Source organism: Pseudanabaena sp. BC1403, from assembly GCF_002914585.1.
Classification (GTDB): domain Bacteria; phylum Cyanobacteriota; class Cyanobacteriia; order Pseudanabaenales; family Pseudanabaenaceae; genus Pseudanabaena.
On sequence record NZ_PDDM01000001.1, the window covers coordinates 321,399 to 344,260 of the forward strand.

The following is a 22,862-nucleotide window of genomic DNA, read 5'->3' on the forward strand; positions in this document are numbered from 1 at the left end:
CTCTAGAAAAGTGATCTGTATGGGTATGGTGTGCAGTTTAGCTCATCACCTAATAATACCCATGAGATAGTTAGATACTAGTAAAGAATGCATCTCTTATCAAAAAGTTGCTATAGACATTCGACTTAACTTTTTTATCAAAAACAATTTTATTGAAAGTCCGCTGTCGGCGGACTTTCAATAAAATTGTTTTTGGCGGTAAAGCATATTATGATAATTAGAAAAATTTATTAAAATTGTTACGAAACTATGGATATCTTGTCATTGGGTTGGTTTGGCGTGCTTGGTATGTTTACACTTTCGATCGCTTTTGTCGTCTGGGGACGCAACGGTCTATAAGAATTAAAAAAGGGGGGCGCAAAGCGCCCCCCTTTTTTAATTCTCACCGATTAATGTAAATGCCGCCCAATTCAGTGGGTCAGGATACTTAGCTTTGGTGGCAAGCATAGCGTGACGAATGGCTTGTGCTTTGTTCGGTTCAGTCTGAAACTTTTTATAAAACTCGGTCATTAGCAATGCTGTTGGCTCATCAGGTACAGCCCATAGCGACACGACAACACTGGGAACACCCGCGCTAATTAGCGATCGCGATAGCCCTATCACACCATCGCCAGTTAATAAGCCTTGTCCAGTTTTGCAAGCACTTAGTACCACCATCTCCGCATTCAACCGCATCGTCACAATTTCGCTAGCCGTCAAAAATCCATCATCTCCTGAGCTAGGTGCAAGGGCGATCGCACCTGGGATCTCACCTTTACGATATTCCTCTAATAGTCCGTGGGTAGCGAGATGGACAAAACGAGCAGATTTCATCTTACTGACAACTTCCACTTTAGTCGCGCTGTCACCTGTCAAAAAAGTAGTATTCATCAAAGAGGCGATCGCCTTTGCTTCTTTTTCGGCTCCTAACAAAGTTGGTAACTGGAACGGCGGATTTCCTAAACTAGGCATAGTGGGATTGCCAACAATGAGAACTTCCTGCAAATTAACTTTTTGCAATTGTTGGCTAAGTTGGTGAGTGAAATCGAGAACTTGAATAGCAGGCGCAATTTGAACTGTATGCTTCTCAATTAAGAATTGATCCTTAGAATTAATTAGAGCTGCAAATGGAACTAGGAAAAGCAATCCTTGAGGCAAGAAAATTACTCTGGTATTTGCATCTTTAGGCAGTAAGTCTTGGATTGGCTGAATCAGAACTGCATATAATTGCTTAAGATCCCCATACTTCTCTAATACTTCCTTAGGATCTTGAACAATTCCGTTTGCATCATTAAATAAGCTACGAATATCGGCAACTAAATCCATTACGGAAATATTGATTTTCTTGAGATCTACCTCGCGAAATGCGATCGCACCCGAAGGCTGCACCACCCAAATATAGAGCTTGATAAATTCCCCCTTAAGCTTTCCCTGTCCAATAAAGCTAGGATTAGCAATCAGTGAATATTCCACCATTACCGCATTCTGTTGTTTTGCAATACGGCGAATATCGGCAATACTAACAGATGATAAAGATGGAATAGTAGAATCATTTTTTTGTTCTGCTTTTGGTGCAGAACTTGAACTAATGCGACGGGAGAGAAGCTCAGCAAAGGCGCGGGCTCGACCACGTTCAGAAATTTCCAGCGCTTCTTCAGGCTTCCCCTGAGCGACCATGATCAGTTGCAACAAATTAAAAGCATGAAGCTGCGTATCAAAAATCGAAACCTTATCACCATCACTTAAGTTAGAACGCAGAGACTCCAATAAGTTCAGACTCGTGAGAAATTTCTGCTCTGCTTCTGCATACTTTTGCGATCGCCAAAGTGTATAGCCCCAATTGGCTAAAGTCATAGCTTCGAGACGACGATCGCCGATTTGCTTGGCTAGTTGCCAACTTTGCTCTTGCAAAGATAAAGCTTTGTCGTATTCTTCCAAAAACACATAGGCTAACCCCATACCGCCGACTGCGGCTCCTTCAAGACGAGGATTTTTAAGTTCCTTAGCAACGGTTAATGCTTGCACATAATAGGCGATCGCTTCTTTGTATTTACGCTGAACATGATAGTTAGAGCCAATATTATTCAGTGCGTTTCCTTCCGCTTCTCGAAAACCAATTTTTCTAGCATTATCAAGGCTTTGTTGATAATACTTGATTGCTTCGGAATATTCTTCTTGTGTACCTGCGATCGCACCTAAGCTATTAAGTAAAGAAACAATTCCTTGCCCATTCCCGACCGCCCTCGCAATTTTGAGGCTTCGCTGATAAAAATTTGTGGCTATGTTGTAGTTGCCAAGGTCATAGTGAATATTACCAAGACTAGCCAGAACCTGTCCTTCTCTTTGCTGATCGCTTAATTCCTGCCAAATTGCTAAACCTTGTTTCTGCAATTCTAAAGCCTTAACATAGTTACCAACAATGCGATAATTATTGCCAAGATTACCCAACGCAATGGCTTCAATCTTCCGATCGCCTAGACCTTGGGCTAATGTAAGTAATTGCTGTGAGTAAGCGATCGCTTTTTCATATTTGCCAAGCATTTTTGATGCTTCTGCTAAAGTCTCAAGGACATTTATTGCACCCTTACTATTCTTTTGCTGCTGATAGAGGTTTAGCGCTTGCTGCCAACTCGCGATCGCGAGATCAAACTTTTGCGCTCGAAATTGTTGTAAGCCTGTCTGGACAAGCTCGTCTGCTGCTGATCGCACATCTTGAGATGGAATAGCAGGATTACCAAGCCCTGTAGCAAATACTGCGCTCGGTGTTATGAGTAAAATCGCACTAGCGATCGCAGTTAGATAGATTTTATTTTTCATATAGCAATCCTAAAGAATTTGTGAGATTGTGCCCCAAAGGGGCACAATCTCACAAATTCTTTAAACTATTCTTTGCATGGTGGCAAATTTGAACGATTTTGATTTTGGGCAGTACGAGTTACCGTTGCCGAGGGCACGGATGCAGTGATGTTCAAAATTGGTTTCTTTGTCCCAGTAGGTTCGCATTCCTTTACTTCACTAGCATTTGCTTGCAAGTCAGCAGTACGAGCAGATGCGATCGCATCGCTACTCAAAGTGTTAGTCGCAGTCAAGGTATTCGCAAGCCCACTATTAGAACTAAATGACTGGTCAGAGACTAGAACCAAAACATTGGGGGGAATGTTGGTACTACCAATACTAATTGCTCCCTCAATGCCGCTACCTGTAGGTAAAAGTGAATCAACAGGGGAATTTACACCGAAAGTGGTTGGCGTAATTTTAGAGAACTTAAACGAAGTATCTTGCAGAATCACAATTGAAATACTTAAGGGATCAGCAGCACTACCTGCAACAATTCTAGGCTGGGTGTCATTGGGTAGGGTTAGTTCAATTCGTCGTGGTAACGGCGTAACGGGATTATTATTCTGTTGGTTAGCGTTAAAAACTACTAGACTAAGTGGAATCTGTTGATTACCGATATTTGCAGGCCCTTGGATAGGATTGATAGCTCGAAAGCTATTACCTCTAATCGTAATCGTACTGTCGCTTGCAGCATTATTCACAAAACCAGATTGAATATAACCATCAAGAGTAATATTTCCATTGTTAGCAATTAAAGAAACATTACTGCCTGAAGTTGTAATTGCTTGAATACTTCCTGTGGAAATATTGCCATTTGTAGTGACGATGGATACATTGCCAGCGACAATAGCGGGGTCAAAAAAAGTACTTCCCTGAGAGGCGATCGTAATATCACCCGTGGCATTCAAGCTAATTGGAGAACCACTACCACCAGTGTTGAGTCTGGCATTAATATTCATATTGGCAGCCGTAAAATTAATCGCACCGTCCTGCGTAGTAATGTCGGCTCCAGCCGCTAAGGTCAAGGTTCTTCCAGCCGTAGCTGTCAACCCCACTCCTGCATTATTCATGACTACACTATCGCTAAAGGTAATATCGTTAGATGCGACAAATGTCACATTTGCCACCGCCGCCGAAATTATTGCAGGGGAAATTGTGAAGGTAGTGACGGTATCTGCGGCATTAGCTATATCTGCTAACGTCGCAGTTCCCCCAATCTGAACAATAATGTTTAATGGATCGAGGAGCCAGCTGCCGATGCTGCCTTGGGGAGCAGCAGCATCTACAGATGCATTCTGAATATTTAGATAGTTTTTGCCAGAAGTTTCGACAAAGCCTCCATTACCTCCATTAATGCCACCGCGCACTGAAATTTTGCCACTAAAACTAGTTTTATCATTTGCCCAAGCAATTACTTTTCCGCCAGTCCCTGAGAGTAGCGCATCTGCATTAATCGTTGATGATTGATCAATAACAGTAATTTGGGAATTGGGAACAATACCTTTACCTAAATAATCACCACCAATCAAAACTGTTCCGCCACCGATCGCACCCGAAGCATTGATATTTGCAGAAACTAGACCAACGCGATCGCCTAAGACATTAATCTCGCCACCTTTAGCCGTAGTGCTCGACACATTGAGATTGCCTGACGCGATCGCAGTTCCCGCAGTATTGGGAATCGCTGTATTCGCCACAAGCACATTGCCTGAAGCATCAGTATTTAAACCCGTCATATTGCGAAGGTTTGCAGAACCAGTCAGTAGATTTGGTAGATCCTTGGCCTGAACATTTGACTGCGCTAATTGATTCTGATCAGCGATCGGTAGTTGCAAACTCAGCAAGCTTCCTTCAGGTGTAATTTTGACGTATTTTCCATCTGCTGATGCAGCGATCGTGATTTTGCCTGATGGTGAAGTAATTGTGCCTGTATTAATTACCAAACCACCCACAAGAGTAATGCTCTGTCCTTCTTTAACAGTAAGGTTGCCAGCATTAACGATCGCAGCAGGTTGTTCACTCGTTGGCATTGAATTAGAACTAGCAAAGCCAAAAGCTTGGGGAGTTCCAGTTAACTTTTTGACATCATCAATCCCTGTATTTACTCCAAACCAACTATTACCCACCTGAATTCCACTTGCCGTAGTCGCCGTAAACGCAGCAGGAACATTCAAACTAGAATTAGCTCCAAAAATAATTCCCGCAGGATTTAATAAATAGAGATTAGAATTACCACCCGTAACCTGAATGAGTCCATTAATCACAGAAGCATTACCACCAGACACCCGCGCCAGAATATTCTGAACGCTAGGGTTAGACATAAAGTTGGCAATCTCTCCCTGAGTTAAGCCAAATTGCTGGAAACTGTGATAGAGATTTGCGGCGGCTTGTGTGCCACCTGTGATATTTAATTGTTGAGCGTTAGTAATATCAGGGGCTACTTGTGTTCCTAAATTACCTGAGCCTTGAGTTGGCACAATTGACTGAGCAAAAGCAGCACTTCCTATAACAAAAGGTTGCATCAATAGCAATGCGATCGCTGCTCGTCTAATTTGCATAAAATTACTCTTGACAACTACTGACATTGAGTTTCTCCTTTTGTTATAAGTTGAAATAAATATTATTTTTAACTGCTATTAACTATTTTAACTACTTTTAATTATTTTAATTAAGAGTATGCTTGCGACAGATCTTAGAAACCATTTAAGAATTGTCTAGCCACCCAGCTTCTCTTTATAAGAAAGGGGAATGGGGAGATCTCTTAGAGTTTTTGATTGCAGAAAGTAATTCTTAAATGGTTCCTTATTCTTTCAAATCATAGAACCGTTGGCACATGACAAAAACTTTTATAACATTGAAACATCTGAGAAATGTTGTAAATCATATTAACTTTTGTGTATTGAACACCAAGAAGTAAAAAATTGTGCCCTAAATCTCCAATCTCAAGTTATTCTTTGGTGAACTGTAGCTATCCAAAATTGATATTAGCATGAGCTTATTCAAACTAATTAGTCATCATCACTCACATTTCTTAGCTGTGATCGTTATTCTCCTTGGCTCCGTGGAAATGGCAGCAGGAGAAACGATTAATTCTGGTGTTTCTCTTCCAAACCCATCGCCTGTAGTTCTATCCCCAATAGCTCAAGCGATCGCAGTCAAAAAAGTTGAAATTATTGGTAGCACCATCTTAACTAGTGCTGAGATAGCAGCAATTTCTAAAACCATAGAAGGACAACAAGTAACTCCTGAACAGATCGAAAAAGCAGCTCAATTAGTTACACAAATCTATGCCGATCGCGGCTACATCACTTCTCAAGCAGTAGTCGATGCACAGCAAACTGCTAATGGTATAGTCACGATTAAAGTTATTGAAGGTAGAGTCGAGAAAATTGAAATTATCGGCTTAAAAAATACTAATCCCGATTATGTGCGATCGCGAGTGGAATTAGCGACTGGCACACCTCTCAACACGGCCAAACTCGAAGATCAGTTGCGATTGTTACGCGCAGATCCCATATTTAGCGATATTGAAGCAAGTTTAAAATCAGGAAGTCAGCCCGATAGTAGTATTCTCGTCGTTACAGTTAAAGAAGCAAATCAGTTTGGTGGATTTGCTAGTATCGATAACTTCTCTCCTCCCGCAGTCGGTTCAGAACGTTACGGCGGCGGGTTATTCTTTCGGAACCTCTCTGGCAATGGCGACACATTGGCTGCTTCCTATTACGGAACAACTACAGGAGGCTCTAATCAATACGATCTTTCTTATAATATTCCACTCAATCCCATGAATGGAACCTTGTCATTGCGATATTCTCCCAGTAACTATCGAATCACTCAAGCTCCATTTGACGTACTAAATATTCGCGGAAATAGTAATCTCTTTGACTTGACTTTTCGTCAGCCGTTAGTTAGGTCAAGTGTAGAAGAATTTGCTTTATCCATTGGCTATAGCTATCAAAATGGACAAACATTTGCTTTTAATAACCTTGCCACCCCCTTTGGCATTGGGCCAGAGCCAGATGGGACAACCCGTACTAGTGTCATCAAGTTTGGTCAGGACTACACCTTACGCGATCTCGCTGGCGCTTGGTCATTGCGATCGCAGTTTAGTTTAGGCACAGGTTTATTTGGCTCTACCAACGTCACGACCCCGAGTGGTTCCTTCCTAAGCTGGCTTGGACAGATTCAGCGTGTACAGTCCTTAGGAGCGGATTCATTACTGATTGGCGCTTTAGATTTGCAACTATCTGCCAATCCGCTGCTCTCTTCACAGCAATTTACGATTGGTGGTGGTCAGTCTTTGCGAGGATTTCGCCAAAATGCCCGCACTGGTGATAATGGAATTCGCTTCTCCATAGAAAATCGGTTGGTGGCACTCCGCAATGAGCAAAATGCTGCCTTACTGCAAATCATTCCATTCTTAGATGCTGGGGTAATCTGGAATCATCCCAATAATCCCAACACTTTACCTAATCAGAACTTTTTAGCTGGTGGTGGACTGGGATTGCTATTTACGCCATTAGAAAGATTAAATATGCGCTTAGATTACGCAATTCCCTTTGTTAATCTCAGCGATCGCAGCTCTAACTTACAAGAATCCGCCTTTTATTTCAGCTTAGGTTACCAGTTCTAAAAATGCTACAGCGCTAAGCGCTTTTATCAAAACCAAAAAAATTTTAAAAGGCTTGCAAAGCAAGCCTTTTAAAATTTTTTTGGTTTTTTATGCGGGGCAGAGCCACGCACATCTAAATTTATACGCCACTATTAGGGCGAATCAAAACGATTGGAGTCTGCTCGGAAGCATTACCCGCAGGATTCATTAATAGAGCTTGATTGAGCAATTTCTCAGACACCCCAGAAGTCGATGCTAAGACCTTCACACGGCGTAAATCGTTTACATCCACGATCGCAGCTTCTAGACCCGTCCCTGCCTTGATTTCATCAACTACAGCTTGAGGATTTTTCGGGCCTAAGACAATAAACTGATCATACGGAGGCAAAGTTCCTGTCACATCATCAATCAATCTTGCTTGATCGCCAGCCAGCATATAAAACACCCCAGGCACTCGCAAAAATGCCTTAGCTAAAGCTCCGACAATAAAAGCAAAAGCTACTCGCCATGCGCCCGACTCATTAATCAGGGATTGTAAACCGCAAGCAGTGGCGAGACTAGAAGTGCTTTTAAAGTAATAGCAAAGACGTTTAGCTAACCACTTAGGCTTAATGTCACTGGGATGATAGAAATTTCCTTGCATAATTGCGATCGGCGTTTCCGCGATCGTGACAATATCACCTGCTTGAGCATGACTCATCACATAGCGCTGCATCACTTCAACTGGATTATCTCCCGCCGATAAAATGTGCGTGCGGATAGGCAACACATCCGCATCAGGTGTGGGTCGCCAACGTTCCCTTTGATTTGCATCAGGAAACTGTAAGGGAATAATGCAATGTTTGACTTTTTCTTCGCGTCCTGCTGGCCCATAAATTGTGTAATGGACACGTACCCATACAGTCTTCAGTTCTTCTAAGTTTTTGCCACTGAGGTCAATTTGAATCTCGACACCTGTACTGTGATTAGGAGTAACAATATATGACTCCCAATAGTTATCGTTACGACTAGCAGAATTTGGATGGCGCGATCGCAACTCGACTTTGCTATTAATGCCATCAAGATTATCGCTAGAAAGCATCGAGATCTCTGGCTCTACTTCTACTAGAAACACATCCAGATTACGAGTTTTGTTGGTTCCTGTGAGCAATAACTCAATACGATAGTGTTCTGGCTCGTAGGCCAAAAATTGCCAAAGACCACTATCAAATTCTAGTAAGTTTCCTTGGCGAGTCATGTATTGCCACTCAAACAATAACCACAACAGCAAAACTAGAACAGCAAAAACCGCGAACGCAATACCCGCAACAATCAAAATATTCATAAGCCTTAAATCTCTACTTCCTAATCTCTAAGCTCCAATCCCTAAGATCTAGTCTCTACTAATTGATTGCTTGAGAGTTTTGCAAAGTTCAGCGATCGCATGTAAGCCACCATCAGGTTCTGCAAGCTTTCTTACCATCGCACTCCCAACGATCGCTCCATCCGCGTTCCAGTCGATTACCTGCTTAGCATGTTCAGGCTGCGAAATACCAAAACCAACAGCGATCGGTTTGTCTGTGATCACCCGCAGTTGCTCGATCATCGTTTTTACTCCCTTTGCAACTTCGGTACGCACGCCTGTAACACCCGTAGCACTAACTACATAGATAAAGCCTTGTGACTTCTCCGCAATCGCTGCTACGCGCTCAGGTGGGCTAGTAGGAGCGATTAACAAAATCACTTCAATCCCAACTTTTTGCGCAGGCTCTAACAAAACATGAGATTCTTCCAGAGGTAAATCGGGAACAACTAAACCTCTAATCCCTGCTTCATAAATTGTTTGCAAAAACTTTTCTGCACCCATATTCAAAATTGGGTTGTAATAAGTAAACAAAATAATTGGCGATCGCAGATTTGGCGCAACAGTTCGCACAACATCTAAAACTTTTTCCAGTGTTGTCCCATTTTGCAAAGCTCTTGTTGCTGCGGCTTGAATTACGGGACCATCAGCTAATGGATCTGAGTAAGGTACACCAAGCTCGATTATATCCGCACCGTTTTGATCTAAGACCCGCAAAGCTTTTGCTGTTGTCTCTAAGTTAGGATCGCCAGCCGTAATAAATGGAATGAGCGCGGCTTGCCCTTTAGCTCGCAGTTCTTCAAATCGAGCGGAAACGGATATCATGACGTAAAAATTCCCACAAAGTGTAGTCCCGTATTATAGTAGCGCCTCATGGCTACTTGTTGCTGATCCCCCGCCAAAGCAGCAATTCTCATTATGAAACCGATTTTGGTGTTTCCAGCGCCTTCGGCACTGGAAACACCAAAATCGGTTATTTGAAAGCCCGCCTTTGGCGGGCTTTCAAATAACCGATTTTGATAATGAGAACTGCTGCCGCCAAAGGCAGGAAATCAAAAACTTATTGCGGTTTGCATTTTCCAGCGCGGATTAGTCCGACTCGTTTAGCGATCGCTTCGCCCTGAGAGGCAAAAGCACCCCAAGTTTCTAATGAATTTGCGATTTCTTCACTACGATCGCTTTTGACGATCTCGCAAACGCCCGTATCAAGTTTACAAATAAACCATTGCTCTGAAGCATTGCGATCGCTAGGATCTTGTGAGTTGTCAATTTGAGCAGACATAGAATTTATCGTGGTACTAAATTACATAAATACTAGAGTTTTCCAAAGACAAACTCTAGTATTTATGTAATTTAACAGGTTGCATCAAGTCCCTAAACGTAGTAAAAGAAATCATAGATTTGTTAAGCTTTTGTAAGATATAGCAGACCACTTAAGAAATCCTAAATAACTACAAACATTAAAAAATGGCGTTAACTATGGCGCAAGTCTTTGGAGAATTCACAGAAAATTTTCCCGAAAGAAGCGAATTTTTGGTTCTAGGATTTTCTCCATCATCTTTACCAATCCAGCTACGTTGGAAGACCAATGGGCTTTCGGCTGATTTCCTAGGAGATTATGTCAAGAACTTTTTCCCTGGTGATACTAGTGCTGCTTTAAACAAACAAACTGAAGTACGTCATGCAGTTAGCTTTGTCGCTAATGAATTGCTGGAAAATGCAATGAAATATAGTGATAAAAGTGTAGGACAACCAGTCAATCTAGAAGTGCATCTATTTAGCGATCGCCTAATATTTGTATCAAAAAATAGTGTTTGCCAAGATGCGATCACTGATTTTCAGGCTTACTTGCAGAAAATTACCACTAGCGATATTGGTGAAATGTATATAAACCAAGTCGAAAAAAGCTCTGACAATGACGAATCCGAAAGTTCTGGACTTGGCTATTTGACCATGATCATGGATTATGATGCAGTTCTGGGATGGAAGTTTGAACAGATTTCTGATAAGCCAGCCACAATTGTGACAACAATGGTGCAGTTACCCCTATAGCAAAATATTCAACAAAATTATTAGGTTGATCCCTAGTGACTTTTTTGGGAAATATGAATCAAATTTTTATCAGGAGAATTTAAATAATGGAAGTTAAAGGAGATGACTATAGAGTCTGGTATGAACAATCAGATACAGTTATCTATTGCCAAGGATCTTTACGTTTAGCAGGGACAGAAGAATATGCTCCAATTGTGCAAGTTTTAGAGAATGTCATTGCACAAAGCCCAAAAAAGATCACCTTAAATCTTTGTCAGTTAGAATTTTTAAATAGCTCAGGTATTAATGTCCTATCCAAATTCGTGATCAAAGTTCGCCAAAAAGAAACAATTAAGATTACTGTGCAAGGTTCTGAAAGTGTTCCTTGGCAAGGGAAATCCTTAAAAAACTTACAAAGACTGATGCCTGCGCTTAAGTTGGAATGGTTTTGAGACTAAGTGGCGATCTCCATAAATTTCACAATAGTTTCTTTGCGAATAGTCTCTAAAAGGTTTTTGATTAGGTTTGGTGAAACATGACCAGTATCTACTTCTTGACCTGAGACTTGCGACAAAAATGTCAAAATCTGTTTTGGCAGAATCAATGTTAATCCATTCTTTAGATGTAGTTCTAATTTACAAACCCCTGTAACTATAGGGTAAATACTGTATTGATTTAATCCATTGATCAACTGTCCGCCAGCATCGAAATAGCTTAATTGAACATATCGATAGCTTGGGGGAGAACTACCATAACCATAAATTTCTTGTTTGATAAACTCAGAAAGCTTTACTAAGCTATTAGCATCTGCAAAGGTCAAACATTTCTCTAATGCTTGTGTTAGTGGCAACCCATCGATCGCTTCTTCCAATTCTAGACGCTCTTCTAATGCGGCTAGGATATTGTCTAGGCTAAAGGGAATTTGAGCTTCGAGAACTGACATGATGATTCGCAATGATAAAGCTATCTTTAGTAAAATTAGGACATAAAACTCAGAAAGTAAAGTCAAATGCTGGACATTACAACAATTATAATTTTCAAAAAGGATTTTGATGAAAGTTTGCCGACAACGAGATTTCATCAAAATCCTTTTTGAGGTTTCCAGCGATTGCGATGCTAAAAATCTTCATAACTAATTCAAATTATGAAACCGATTTTGGTGTTTCCAGCGCCGAAGGCGCTGGAAACACCAAAATCGGTTTTGATGAGCTATGTGACGATCAGCTAAAATGATAATCAAAGTTATTCTTGCCTAAAGTCCATGCTCACTTCCGATCGCATTGTTAAACAAGAAATTACACCAGATTTTATTGATGTAGATGTCCCCAAACGCGGGATGCCAGTTACGATCATTACAGGTTTTTTAGGCAGTGGTAAGACCACCTTGCTCAATCACATTTTACAAAACCAACAGGATTTGAAGGTCGCGGTTTTAGTAAATGAGTTTGGCGATATCAACATCGATAGTCAATTGTTAGTTTCAGTCGATGAAAACATGATGGAACTAAGCAATGGCTGTATTTGCTGCACCATCAATGATGGTCTAGTTAATGCGGTTTATAGTATCCTTGAAAAAGGCGATCGCATTGATTACATGATTGTCGAAACTACTGGCGTAGCCGATCCTTTACCGATCGCCTTAACATTCTTAGGCACTGAGCTACAGCATTTAACTCGTCTTGATTCGATTTTGACAGTTGTTGACTCTGAAGCTTTTACATCTGACCATTTCAATAGTGATGCTGCCTATGCTCAAATCATGTATGGCGATATTATTATTCTTAATAAAACCGATCTAGTTCCCGAAGAAAAGCTACAAGAGCTGGAAACTTACATTCACAAAACCAAGACTAAAGCCAGAATTTTGCGATCGCATTTAGGAGTTGTCCCATTACCGCTAATTCTGGATATTCAGATCGACCAATCAGCGATCGCTGCTACCAAAGAGTCTAGCCAACAGGCTGATCATCACGAGCATGACGAGCACGCCCACCACGACCACGACCACGCTCATGCCCATGAACACAGCCACGATGCCAATTGCCAACATGATCATCACGACCATGATCATCATCACCATTCTAATCACCTCGAAAACGACGGATTTATCTCAATTTCATTTCAAAGCGATCGCGCTTTTGATCTTGATAAATTTCAAAACTTTCTGGACAAGCAATTACCAATCGATGTTTTCCGTGCCAAGGGTATTTTATGGTTCGCTAATATCGACAGCCGCTATGTCTTTCAACTCAGTGGCAAACGCTATGAACTCAAAACTGACGATCGCGGCAAATCTTTAAATAATCAACTGGTGATCATTGGGCGCAATTTACATCGTGAAGAGCTACTAGCAAAGCTTACAGATTGTCTTGCCTAAATCAGGCAATAATGAGCGGCTCATTATTGCCTCTTAAGGACTAAAAAAAGCACCTTTACTGGTGCTTTTTTTGATTAGGCGTGAACAGCTATGCGATCGCATAATTGATCGGCTTGAATTACCCCCTCAACTCGATCAACAGGTGCTCCATCCTTAAACAGAACCAATGTTGGCAAAGCGTAAACCTTATACTGAGAAGCGAGATCGGGATAATTATCAGTATTGATCTTCACAATCTGAACTTTGTCTTTCATCTTTTCACTAACCTTGTCCAAAATTCCTGTCATAAGCTGGCAGGGACCACACCAAGGTGCATAAAAGTCAACAAGTACAGGCAATTCTGAACTTTCCAACAATTCGTCAAAACTACCAAACTGCTTTTTTACTGACATGTGCCGATCTCTCCTATAAAAACTCAATTCTATAACAATTGCCATAAAAGTAGTAGAGCTACAATGCGTCCCCAGATATCCTCATCATGAATCCTATTTTTGGGGTTACTTCACTTTTGGTGCAGCAAACCCAAAAATAGGTCTTAATTGAAAGTCTGCCTTCGGCAGACTTTCAATTAAGACCTATTTTGATAATGCGAATTGCAGATGCGTCCCACCTGCTTTTATATTGGTTTTAATATTTTTTGTCGCAAAGGTTACATCGCTAAGCTAAAATTGTCACTGGCTATTACTCAACCTGCAATGATCTCTAGTAACGATTTTCGACCCGGTGTAACAATTGAACTTGATGGCGAAGTGTGGCGTGTAGTTGAATTTTTACACGTAAAGCCAGGCAAAGGTTCCGCATTTGTTCGCACCACACTAAAAAGCGCCATGACGGGTAAAACATTAGAAAAGACCTTTAGAGCTGGCGAGACACTCCCTCAAGCGGTTCTAGAAAAAAGCTCAATGCAGCATACCTATAAAGAAGGCGATGATTATGTCTTTATGGATATGCAGAGCTTTGACGAAGCCACGTTGACTACTTCCCAGATTGGTACTCGTGTCAAGTACATCAAAGAAGGCATGGAAGTCAATGTCGTACGCTGGGGTGAACGAATCATTGAAGTAGAATTGCCCAACACGGTCGTCCTCGAAGTGATCGAAACCGATCCAGGCTTAAAGGGTGACACTGCCACGGGCGGCAGCAAATCTGCAAAGGTGGAAACTGGCGCATCAATCAATGTTCCTCTATTTGTGAATATTGGCGATCGCATCAAAATTGATACTCGTGAAGACACGTATTTGGGGCGTGAAAATTAGGTGGAATTTAGCTTAGAGCAAGTGCGTGAACTAGTCACGATTCTAAATAAGACTGATATTACCGAACTGACTCTAGAATCAGGCGATGTCCGTCTGAGTATCCGTAAAAGCGAAAATAGATATTCTGCAACTGCGGCAATGCCAACTCCTGCCGTTGTCTCCGCAATGTCATCAACTGCGATCGAGAACACTGCCACAAACACTGTGGCACATACCACCACGATCGCCGATTCTCTTCCTTCCAAAAAGCTGATCGAAATTACGTCGCCTATGGTTGGTACTTTCTATCGCTCTCCAGGCCCTGACGAATCTCCATTTATCGAGATTGGCGATACAGTCAAAAAAGGTCACACAGTTTGCATCATCGAAGCAATGAAGCTAATGAATGAGATCGAATCTGAAGCTTCTGGCAAAATCGTAGAAATTCTAGTGGAAAATACTCAACCAGTTGAGTATGGTCAAGTTTTAATGCGAATCGAAGCAAATTAAACAATAGACTCTTTAGACATAGAAAAGGCGGCACAAAGTGCCGCCTTTTCTATGTCTAAAGAGTAAATGGAAAGCACACCTAAGAGATATTGCCTTTAATTGTAAACAATTGTTAAGATATCTACATCAAACATCAAGTAACTTCTTCAGAGGAAACAATGGAAACCAAATTTGACTTTAATGGCAAAAATCTTTTTACCCCAATCGCCTTTCGCGAAGACTTCAATCAGTTTGCTCGCTTAAGTGAAACTCAAGCTTGGTCAATGTTCTTTACAGCAAGTCGCGAAGACAATGCGTTGGGATTTAGTAAAAGCACAGGAAAATTTTGGACAGGGCTAGTTATTGCCACAGTTGTCGAAGCAATTCTTGGCGCTACTATTTTTCATGTTTCTTAAAATGACTGTTGCTGCTCAAATCTTGATACCGTCAACCTGTGAGGCAATCAAGATTTGCTTCCTTGATCTATTAAGCTTTACGAACATTTTTGATCAACCAATTAAATTTTGCTTCGGCTAGTTCTAAGTTGCCAATCATAGACTGACCAAATCCACTAAGTTGCGATTCTAGCTCATCTAGATCATAGCCATAGCCAAGTCGGCTAACTGTCCCACGTAGGCGATCAGAAAGACAAAGACAAATGGCGCGATAAAATCGCGATGCAAAATTTATATCCTGTTGAAGTTTTGACAAGAGTTGAACTCTTGGTATTGATAATACGACGCATTCTTCTAGCGATCGCACACTAGCAAGAGGGGGTCTAGTGTCAATAAAAGATACTTCGCCAACGATTTCTCCTTCAGAAATTTTGGCAAGTTCTTTGTGATCTTGGGATTCGATAGCTACACTGAACGATCCGCTCACAACAATATATAGAGCTTCACTGATTTGACCTTCTCGAATCAGTAAGCGTTCAGGGGCAATTGTCTCGCTTTTTCCTTTCTGCACAAGCCAGTCAAGGTCACTATTATTGAGTTCGCTAAAGAAAAGCAAAATTTTCTTCACATTTAACCTCGTTTACGGGATAAGACTTAAGAAGTCATATTCTTGCAGATTCTTTCTTGAAAATAGTAATGCTAATTAAAAAATTTAAGAAATAACATTTTAAATTTTTTAATTAGCATTACTATTTCGTTTGTGAGTCCAAATTATTGATGAGTGACTACCTCTCGGTGCAGTCTCTCATAAGTAATTTAATATTTCTATAGATATCTCAATAATAATTAAGGCATAAGATAAAGGCGGCGCATAGCGCCGCCTTTATCTTATGCCTTAAAATCACGGAATCAACATCATTTTCAGTGTTTTAGGCTTAGATAAATCTCCTTCAAATAGAATTTTGCAATTGGCATGAAGATGACGAGCAATGTGATACAAAGACTCAATTTCATCTAGAGCATTAATTCTGACAGCAATTTCTTCGAGCGAGAGAGAAACATTTGACGTTTTCAATGTCTCAACAAGCTTCATTTGCAAAGCAAGTACTTTTGCACCAGCTTTTTTGCCAGCCTCAACCCCAGGTTGATTGTAAGCATTGATATTTACCAACGAAGCATAAAAGCTTACGGCTCGCTCATACAAAGCAATTAACGCGCCAACGGTAAGCTCAGACACAAACGGGATGGTGACCGTTATCGAATCTCTACCATTTTCGTATAGAGCGCTGCGTGTACCTTGGAGAAACCCTAGTAAATAATCGCCTGTGACGACACCTGCTTCGACTTCGGGATGTGGCCTAGCCGAGTCCTGTAAAACTTCGATAAAAGTTGCAAAGAAGTTAGGGACACCTTCACGCAGTTGCTGCACGTAAGCATGTTGATCGGTGGAGCCTTTGTTCCCGTAGACTGCGATCCCTTGATAGACAGTATTACCATCGAGATCTTTCTCTTTACCGAGAGATTCCATTACCAGTTGTTGTAGATAGCGACTAAACAACAAAAGTCGATCCTTGTATGGCAAAACCACCATATCTTTTTCGCCCTTACCGTTACCTGTAAAGTACCATGACATCGCTAGAAGCGCCGCAGGGTTTTGGCGAATATCCTCAATGCGGGTAGCGGCATCCATCAAACTTGCGCCACGGAGCATTGCGCGAATGTCAATGCCTTGCAATGCCGCAGGTAATAAGCCCACAGCCGAAAGTTCTGAGGTTCTGCCCCCAATCCAGTCATACATGGGGAATTGATCGAGCCAACCACCAGCGATCGCATATTTCTCCAATGCACTGCCAACACCTGTAATTGCGATCGCCTGTTTTGCAAAGTCTAAGCCTGCTTTTTTAAAGGCAAACTCGGCTTCTTTCATGCCATTAGCAGCTTCAGGAGTACCACCAGACTTGGAAATCACCAAGACTAATGTGGTATTAAGGCGATCGCCTAATAGATCGAGCGCTAAGTCGATCCCATCGGGATCGGAGTTATCGATAAAACTGATTTTGAGGGGTACATCGGCCTTAGCAAAACATTGGGCTATAAATTGTGGACCTAAAGCTGATCCGCCAATGCCAATCGAAAGAATATCTGTAAACTTTGGCGCACTTGGTGGATGGATGATCCCCGTATGCACCTTCTTTGTAAAATCTTCGATGCGATCAAGAGTCTCTGTAATATCTTTTCGCAATTCTTCAGTAGGAGCGATTTCAGGCGATCGCAACCAATAATGCCCAACCATCCGCTGTTCATCAGGATTGGCGATCGCGCCTAACTCTAGAGCTTTCATATCGGTGAAAGCCTTGACAAACTTAGGTTGTATCTGTGTCACAAAGTCTGGCGTAAACCTGATCCGACTGATATCCACGTACAGCCCCAACTCTGAATGGTAGTACAGCCAGTCTTGATAACGTTGCCACAGTTCCACAGCCGAACTCATACGAACCTCACTTTGCTTTTTCTGGATAGCTTAAGATGCATAACCCCAATCGTAAGTGATAACTAGCAACCTTATTTGCTGTTATTTCTACAGATTGAGATCATCTCTCTTTTTTGTATTTAGAATTTTTAGCGCTATAGACGCTAAAAACGCCAAAATCGGTTGTTAAATCTACGTTAAGAAGTGCATCGAATTTGGGTTGCTGATACCTGCAAAGTGTTATGGTGATTGCATAGCCAAATCAGCTATTCGGCGCAGTGGGGTAATTAAAAACAAGATTGCGCGTTTCCAATTTTTTAGCTGATTTGGGACTCAGAAGCGAGGTCATAGAGATGAAACTTGTAATTCAAGGCAAGAATATTGAAGTCACGGAAGCCATCCGCGAGTATGTCGAGCAAAAGATCGACAAGGCGGTGAGCCATTTCCAAGCATTAACTACAGAGGTAGATGTCCATCTATCTGTTGCTCGTAACCCTCGCATTGCTTCTAGCCAATCGGCTGAGGTAACAGTATATGCCAATGGATCTGTGATCCGCGCCGAGGAGAAAAGCGAGAATTTGTATGCAAGTATCGATCTAGTTGCTGACAAGATTTCCCGCAAGTTGCGGAAATTCAAGGAGCGCAAGAGCGATCGTGCTGCTGCAAAAACCAGTATTGCCGTAGTTGAGCAAGCGCCCATACCAATGCCAAATGGCAATCGTGTGGTTGAATTGCCAAATCAAGTTGTGCGGAATAAATACTTTGCTATGCCTGCACTATCAGTCGATGAGGCTCTTGAACGGTTGGAGTTAATCGATCATGACTTCTATGTTTTTCGCAACGCCGATACAGGGGAAATCAACGTTGTTTACGAGCGAAATCATGGAGGCTATGGTGTAATCCAACCCCATGATGTTAAAAAAAATTAAGCCAAACTTCAGAAGAGTGCGTTAAGCACTACTCAAAAAAAAGGAAGGACGCAAAGCGTCCTTCCTTTTTTTGAGTTTAAATTTGCTACGCTAGAAGACTAAAGCAAATCTTGCACAAGTTCATTTTTTATTTTTTATTTTTTATCTCAGAGCAGACATGACTGTTAAGTACGGCGAACAAGCGATCGCAGAATCAACTCTAACCACCTTCCCCAATCCCAGAATTGGTAGAGATTACAAAATCCAAATAACTCTCCCTGAATTTACTAGTAAATGTCCATTTTCAGGCTATCCAGACTTTGCCACAATTTATATTACCTATACACCCAACTTATTATTGGTAGAGCTCAAGGCAATTAAGTTGTATATCAACAGCTATCGCGATCGCTTTATTTCCCATGAAGAAGCTGTTAATCAGATTCTTGATGATTTTGTGAAGGTGGGCGATCCCTTGAGAATTAATGTCAAAGGTGATTTTACACCTCGCGGTAATGTGCATACTGTTGTGGAAGTAAATTACACTAAGCCCCAAGAAACAATCTAGCGTTAGATTCGTCACATTGATATGAGTGCAGTTGATTTATGAAAATTCACAAAAAGAAACAAACATCGGCTAATGCTGAAATCAATCTAACAGCTTTTTTGGATGTGGTATTTTCTATTTTGGCTTTTTTTATCCTGTTATCAGCAGCCCTGACTTTGCCAAATCGGATTGGAATTGATTTACCAATTAGCGATCGCAATAGTAATGGCGACTCAAACTCAGGGGATCTTCAGCCAGAAGATGTTTTCGTCATCACCCTTGATCCTGCGGGGCAAATGTTAAAGGATGGAAAATCTATACCTTTCCAGCAGTTGACTCAGGAGATCACTAGCTTCTTAGCAGCCTCGACGAGAGGTGTGGTTGTACTTAGTGCTGATGATTCTACTGTCTCTTATCAAATCGTGATTAGTCGTCTGTCAGAATTAAGGGCAATTGCTGGTAATCGGGTGGCGATCGCCACGTCTCGATCTTGATTCAAGTGCTTTGCTTAGTAAATTTATACTTACAAAACCAAAATACTTATAAAAAAGCAAAAAACCATGTTGCCTACTGAACCAAAAAGTGAGCTGACCGAAAGTCAAACGGGTACAACTGTGTTTAAATCTGCACATACAGTTGTGGCTAATAATCCTATGCTTCAATTTGCAAATAAAGCAGGTGGACTAATCATGCAGCATCCTTTTTGGTTGCTTGTGGTTGGTTCTTTCGGAATCCATACTGTCTTTGCTTTAGTCGCGCCAAATCCAATCAAAAAAGAAGAGCTTCGTGAAGTCGTAGTCTCAACTGTTCCAGTTGTCAAGCTACCTCCCAAGCCATTACCAACTAACTCAAAATCGAATAAATCGCCCTTAGATAATTTCTTCGTTAAAACCATGCCCAAATCTGGTTCACCCCAGAGTATATTCCCTGATCCCTCTAGTAGTTCGCTAACCACCTTAGATTTAGATAACCTTGGCAGATTTGAAGGTTTAGAACCAGTTGCAGATCCTTACTCGATTCCTCCATTAACCAATGACACTGATATACCAAAGTTTGTGAAGCCCCAAACTCCTAAGCCTACAACACCGAAGGAGCAAACACCCCAGCGCTTTACTCAATCTGGACAGATCGATAATACTGCTCCTGTGAAGCCAACAGATAATCTGAAGCCTGAGTTTAAAAATGGCAATCTCAAGAAGGACGTGATAGCACCAAATAAAACTAATGGCAATAACAAAGCACCTGATAAAATTGCCACAACCCAAACAGGAGTCGATGGCGATCGCAAAGTTAAAGGTCTCAGTAATGCTATAGAGGCTTATTTAAACCCAAAAATCCAAGGTTTACGTAATAGAAAATTACTTAGGGATACAGAAATTGCGCATCCTGATGCACTGCTATCTGATCTTGATAACAATAAGCGAGAAAAAGGAGTGGAGTGGATTCCACCCAAGCGAGCAAATACCACTGGGAAAAGTGGCGTAGTCACATTTATCTGGCTCGTTGACCCTAATGGTAAAATCGTTGACAATACCGTAGAGATTGTTTCAAGCGGAATTCCTGAGTTAGATGATATAGCTAAAGAAGCTGCAAAGGGCTATAAATTCAACCCAATTGAAGATCCTGCTAGTGGCGTACATCGTCAAGTGACCGCTAAATATAAATTCCGCTAGGCCAAAGGCTGCACAACGCACAGCCTTTGCTAATCATTAAAGATGGTGCAACGCGCCATCTTTAATTTTATGGATAAATAATTGGAAAGTCTTGGACATAATTGCCATCACAGGCATATTTAGCGCGATATTCTTGTAAAACCATGCGATCGCCTTCTAGTTTATAAAGAGCTGATGAGCCACAATCTCCAACACCTCGAAACTTAGTGAAGTTAGTCATAGTCTGCGATCGCACATTAACTCTAGGCAAACCTGCGATCGACCTCTCCGTGATCCGTTTTGGCTTTTCACCTTCCTTCATCTCTTGGAAACTATCAAACTGGAGAGGAACGATACGAGGTTTCTCTGCTTCGTCAATCCATAGGACATATTCAAAGTTTCCTTGATAAGCAGCTAGGAAACATTGAATTTGTAACAAATACTTTTTGTCAGTGAGTTGGAAAGCTTTAGAACCCATTCCTCTTTGTCCATCTTCTGAACGGAAGTTATCCTTACAAATCCCTAAACTTTCGCGATTTTGTAGCACATACTGCAATGGATCATCAGCAGAAGTTACTGGCTTAGATGTATTTGAGCGCGTAAGATAGCGCATTAATTTCTCTTCAGTTAATTTTTGATCGGGAAAAGTCACCCTTAATACAGGCTCAGGATTTTGAGTGGTAGGTGATTCGAGCGTATATATATATCCATCATTACTAAACTCGATCACTCCATTTTTCTGAGGGTTATAATTCATCGCTTCTAAGTTCAAACCACCACTACCATCTTTGTTACGACTAATGTAATAGCGAGGGCGAGCAGGTTCCTTTTCATCGGCACAAATATAAACTCGATAATTAGAGGTTTCCCCATAGGCGTAAATCACTCTAGTTTTGCCACAGATAATATCACCTTCAATTTCCTTAATATCGCCAACTGCGATCGCTTTTGCAGAAGTGTTTGGGGATGTTGAGGTGGGCTTTGTCGTTGCTGGAGTTGCATCAGGAGATGGAGAAACCGTTTTGGAAGTGGTTGTCGTGGTTGTCGTGGTCGTCGAATTATTAGGTGACAGTAATGATTTTGGCGCATCTTGATTAGTACACCCAATAAATGCAAGGCTTGCCATCACAGTCATTAAGCCAAGTCGAATTTGCAACATGATTCCTGCTCCTGATATCTGCTTTCTAAGTATAGCGATCGCCACTTTAGTTAAGACATAAAACCAAAATGAGAGTTCCGACCTTGCTGATAAGAACCAATTTTTTGTGGCGCGGCTTCGCCGCGCCACAAAAAATTGGTTCTTATTAACATGTTGAAATTCTAGCTGCACCTCGTAATTGATTAGCGTACCATTGGGAAACTCGATCTAATCCTGCTAGTTCACTTACAGCAATTCCGTTATGTCCATGCTCTTTCCCTGAGCTGTGAATATATTCACCATTGCCGATGTAGATGCCAACATGGGTTGCTTTTGTGGGACTGCCGAAAAATATTAAATCACCGATTTGGATTTCTTCTATATTTACGGGTTTGGCGAATACTTCTTGTTGATAGGCATCGCGAGGTATCCAAATACCAACCGAGGCAAAAGCCGCTTGCATTAATCCTGAACAATCATAATTTGGCGCAACTGTTCCGCCCCACAAATACTCATTGGGTATTGCCATAGCTTTTTGAATAAACGCAATTACCTGAGTAAGGCGATCGCTTATTTCTTGAGTACTTAAAGCTGGCGGTAAATTATCGATAAAACTTTGGCGATCGCTTAGTTCTAATTTCTCAAAATCTTGACGATCAAATAACCCCGTATAGTCATCTTCAAGTAATTTAATTTCGAGGAAATTTGGATCGGATTCTAGTACTTGCAAATATCGACCCTTTGCCATCTGCGTTGCTAGGCGATCGAGTTTTGGTGAATCGTAAATATTAATGTCAGCCAAACTGCGATAAATCATGATAATTTTTTGCCCTTAATTTTTTTGCTCTAGCC

Annotated in this window: 23 protein-coding genes; 12 read left to right on the forward strand and 11 right to left on the reverse strand. The window is 41.4% G+C overall.

What is annotated here, in order from left to right:
* Positions 1 to 249: 249 nt before the first annotated feature.
* Complete coding sequence (locus CQ839_RS01455) at positions 250 to 339, forward strand: cytochrome b6-f complex subunit PetN (RefSeq protein WP_094535177.1); 90 nt, start codon at positions 250 to 252, stop codon at positions 337 to 339.
* 36 nt (positions 340 to 375) lie between these two features.
* Here the strand turns inward: CQ839_RS01455 and CQ839_RS01460 are convergent, their stop codons facing one another.
* Both CQ839_RS01460 and CQ839_RS01465 read right to left on the reverse strand, forming a co-directional pair.
* A complete protein-coding gene (locus tag CQ839_RS01460) occupies positions 376 to 2,796 on the reverse strand; it encodes a CHAT domain-containing tetratricopeptide repeat protein (RefSeq protein ID WP_103666494.1) in 2,421 nt (806 codons plus the stop codon).
* Positions 2,797 to 2,861: 65 nt separating this feature from the next.
* A complete protein-coding gene (locus CQ839_RS01465; RefSeq protein ID WP_103666495.1) occupies positions 2,862 to 5,402 on the reverse strand; it encodes a filamentous hemagglutinin N-terminal domain-containing protein in 2,541 nt (846 codons plus the stop codon).
* Positions 5,403 to 5,806: 404 nt separating this feature from the next.
* Here CQ839_RS01465 and CQ839_RS01470 point away from each other — a divergent pair, with 404 nt between their 5' ends.
* A complete protein-coding gene (locus CQ839_RS01470; RefSeq protein ID WP_258040592.1) occupies positions 5,807 to 7,450 on the forward strand; it encodes a ShlB/FhaC/HecB family hemolysin secretion/activation protein in 1,644 nt (547 codons plus the stop codon).
* Positions 7,451 to 7,568: 118 nt separating this feature from the next.
* Here CQ839_RS01470 and CQ839_RS01475 read toward each other — a convergent pair whose 3' ends face one another.
* The 3 genes from CQ839_RS01475 to CQ839_RS01485 all read right to left on the reverse strand — a co-directional run bounded on the left by CQ839_RS01475 (position 7,569) and on the right by CQ839_RS01485 (position 10,053).
* A complete protein-coding gene (locus CQ839_RS01475) occupies positions 7,569 to 8,753 on the reverse strand; it encodes a coenzyme F420-0:L-glutamate ligase (RefSeq protein ID WP_103666496.1) in 1,185 nt (394 codons plus the stop codon).
* Between the two features lie 48 nt (positions 8,754 to 8,801).
* Positions 8,802 to 9,596, reverse strand: a complete 795-nt coding sequence (gene trpA / locus CQ839_RS01480) for a tryptophan synthase subunit alpha (RefSeq protein ID WP_103666497.1) — start codon at positions 9,594 to 9,596, stop codon at positions 8,802 to 8,804.
* Positions 9,597 to 9,831: 235 nt separating this feature from the next.
* Positions 9,832 to 10,053, reverse strand: a complete 222-nt coding sequence (locus CQ839_RS01485) for a DDE transposase family protein (protein WP_181016051.1) — start codon at positions 10,051 to 10,053, stop codon at positions 9,832 to 9,834.
* A 197-nt stretch (positions 10,054 to 10,250) separates the two neighbouring features.
* Here CQ839_RS01485 and CQ839_RS01490 point away from each other — a divergent pair, with 197 nt between their 5' ends.
* Together CQ839_RS01490 and CQ839_RS01495 are read left to right on the forward strand one after the other, a co-directional pair.
* The gene (locus CQ839_RS01490; protein WP_103666499.1) at positions 10,251 to 10,823 is read left to right on the forward strand and encodes a DUF6272 family protein; all 573 of its coding nucleotides are present in this window, start codon (positions 10,251 to 10,253) and stop codon (positions 10,821 to 10,823) included.
* Positions 10,824 to 10,909: 86 nt separating this feature from the next.
* Positions 10,910 to 11,254 (forward strand): hypothetical protein, encoded by a 345-nt coding sequence (locus CQ839_RS01495; protein WP_103666500.1) that lies wholly within the window; start codon positions 10,910 to 10,912, stop codon positions 11,252 to 11,254.
* A 2-nt stretch (positions 11,255 to 11,256) separates the two neighbouring features.
* Here the strand turns inward: CQ839_RS01495 and CQ839_RS01500 are convergent, their stop codons facing one another.
* Positions 11,257 to 11,745, reverse strand: a complete 489-nt coding sequence (locus tag CQ839_RS01500) for a hypothetical protein (protein WP_146048671.1) — start codon at positions 11,743 to 11,745, stop codon at positions 11,257 to 11,259.
* A 318-nt stretch (positions 11,746 to 12,063) separates the two neighbouring features.
* Between CQ839_RS01500 and CQ839_RS01505 the strand changes: the two genes are divergently transcribed.
* Entirely contained in the window at positions 12,064 to 13,179 is a 1,116-nt protein-coding gene (locus CQ839_RS01505; RefSeq protein WP_103666502.1) for a GTP-binding protein, read from the forward strand.
* A gap of 74 nt (positions 13,180 to 13,253) precedes the next feature.
* Here the strand turns inward: CQ839_RS01505 and trxA are convergent, their stop codons facing one another.
* Complete coding sequence (trxA, locus tag CQ839_RS01510; protein ID WP_103666503.1) at positions 13,254 to 13,571, reverse strand: thioredoxin; 318 nt, start codon at positions 13,569 to 13,571, stop codon at positions 13,254 to 13,256.
* Positions 13,572 to 13,874: 303 nt separating this feature from the next.
* Here trxA and efp point away from each other — a divergent pair, with 303 nt between their 5' ends.
* From efp to CQ839_RS01525, 3 genes are all read left to right on the forward strand, one after another.
* A complete protein-coding gene (gene efp, locus CQ839_RS01515) occupies positions 13,875 to 14,435 on the forward strand; it encodes an elongation factor P (protein ID WP_103666696.1) in 561 nt (186 codons plus the stop codon).
* Positions 14,436 to 14,924 carry an acetyl-CoA carboxylase biotin carboxyl carrier protein gene (gene accB, locus CQ839_RS01520; RefSeq protein WP_103666504.1) on the forward strand — a complete coding sequence of 163 codons (489 nt, stop codon included), beginning with the start codon at positions 14,436 to 14,438 and terminating at the stop codon, positions 14,922 to 14,924.
* A gap of 158 nt (positions 14,925 to 15,082) precedes the next feature.
* The gene (locus CQ839_RS01525; protein ID WP_103666505.1) at positions 15,083 to 15,319 is read left to right on the forward strand and encodes a hypothetical protein; all 237 of its coding nucleotides are present in this window, start codon (positions 15,083 to 15,085) and stop codon (positions 15,317 to 15,319) included.
* 70 nt (positions 15,320 to 15,389) lie between these two features.
* Here CQ839_RS01525 and CQ839_RS01530 read toward each other — a convergent pair whose 3' ends face one another.
* Positions 15,390 to 15,926, reverse strand: coding sequence for a cyclic nucleotide-binding domain-containing protein (locus tag CQ839_RS01530; RefSeq protein ID WP_103666506.1), 537 nt, complete (start codon positions 15,924 to 15,926; stop codon positions 15,390 to 15,392).
* Positions 15,927 to 16,199: 273 nt separating this feature from the next.
* Positions 16,200 to 17,789, reverse strand: a complete 1,590-nt coding sequence (locus tag CQ839_RS01535; protein WP_103666507.1) for a glucose-6-phosphate isomerase — start codon at positions 17,787 to 17,789, stop codon at positions 16,200 to 16,202.
* Positions 17,790 to 18,121: 332 nt separating this feature from the next.
* Here CQ839_RS01535 and hpf point away from each other — a divergent pair, with 332 nt between their 5' ends.
* From hpf to CQ839_RS01555, 4 genes are all read left to right on the forward strand, one after another.
* Complete coding sequence (gene hpf / locus CQ839_RS01540; protein WP_103666508.1) at positions 18,122 to 18,697, forward strand: ribosome hibernation-promoting factor, HPF/YfiA family; 576 nt, start codon at positions 18,122 to 18,124, stop codon at positions 18,695 to 18,697.
* A 157-nt stretch (positions 18,698 to 18,854) separates the two neighbouring features.
* The gene (queF, locus tag CQ839_RS01545) at positions 18,855 to 19,241 is read left to right on the forward strand and encodes a preQ(1) synthase (protein ID WP_103666509.1); all 387 of its coding nucleotides are present in this window, start codon (positions 18,855 to 18,857) and stop codon (positions 19,239 to 19,241) included.
* A 38-nt stretch (positions 19,242 to 19,279) separates the two neighbouring features.
* Positions 19,280 to 19,714 carry a biopolymer transporter ExbD gene (locus CQ839_RS01550; protein ID WP_103666510.1) on the forward strand — a complete coding sequence of 145 codons (435 nt, stop codon included), beginning with the start codon at positions 19,280 to 19,282 and terminating at the stop codon, positions 19,712 to 19,714.
* A 66-nt stretch (positions 19,715 to 19,780) separates the two neighbouring features.
* The gene (locus CQ839_RS01555) at positions 19,781 to 20,893 is read left to right on the forward strand and encodes a TonB family protein (protein ID WP_103666511.1); all 1,113 of its coding nucleotides are present in this window, start codon (positions 19,781 to 19,783) and stop codon (positions 20,891 to 20,893) included.
* 67 nt (positions 20,894 to 20,960) lie between these two features.
* On the opposite strand, the gene CQ839_RS01560 is transcribed toward CQ839_RS01555, so the two are convergent.
* Together CQ839_RS01560 and CQ839_RS01565 are read right to left on the reverse strand one after the other, a co-directional pair.
* A complete protein-coding gene (locus CQ839_RS01560) occupies positions 20,961 to 22,160 on the reverse strand; it encodes a DUF1176 domain-containing protein (protein ID WP_146048672.1) in 1,200 nt (399 codons plus the stop codon).
* Positions 22,161 to 22,176: 16 nt separating this feature from the next.
* Complete coding sequence (locus CQ839_RS01565) at positions 22,177 to 22,827, reverse strand: C40 family peptidase (protein WP_103666513.1); 651 nt, start codon at positions 22,825 to 22,827, stop codon at positions 22,177 to 22,179.
* Positions 22,828 to 22,862: the final 35 nt, after the last annotated feature.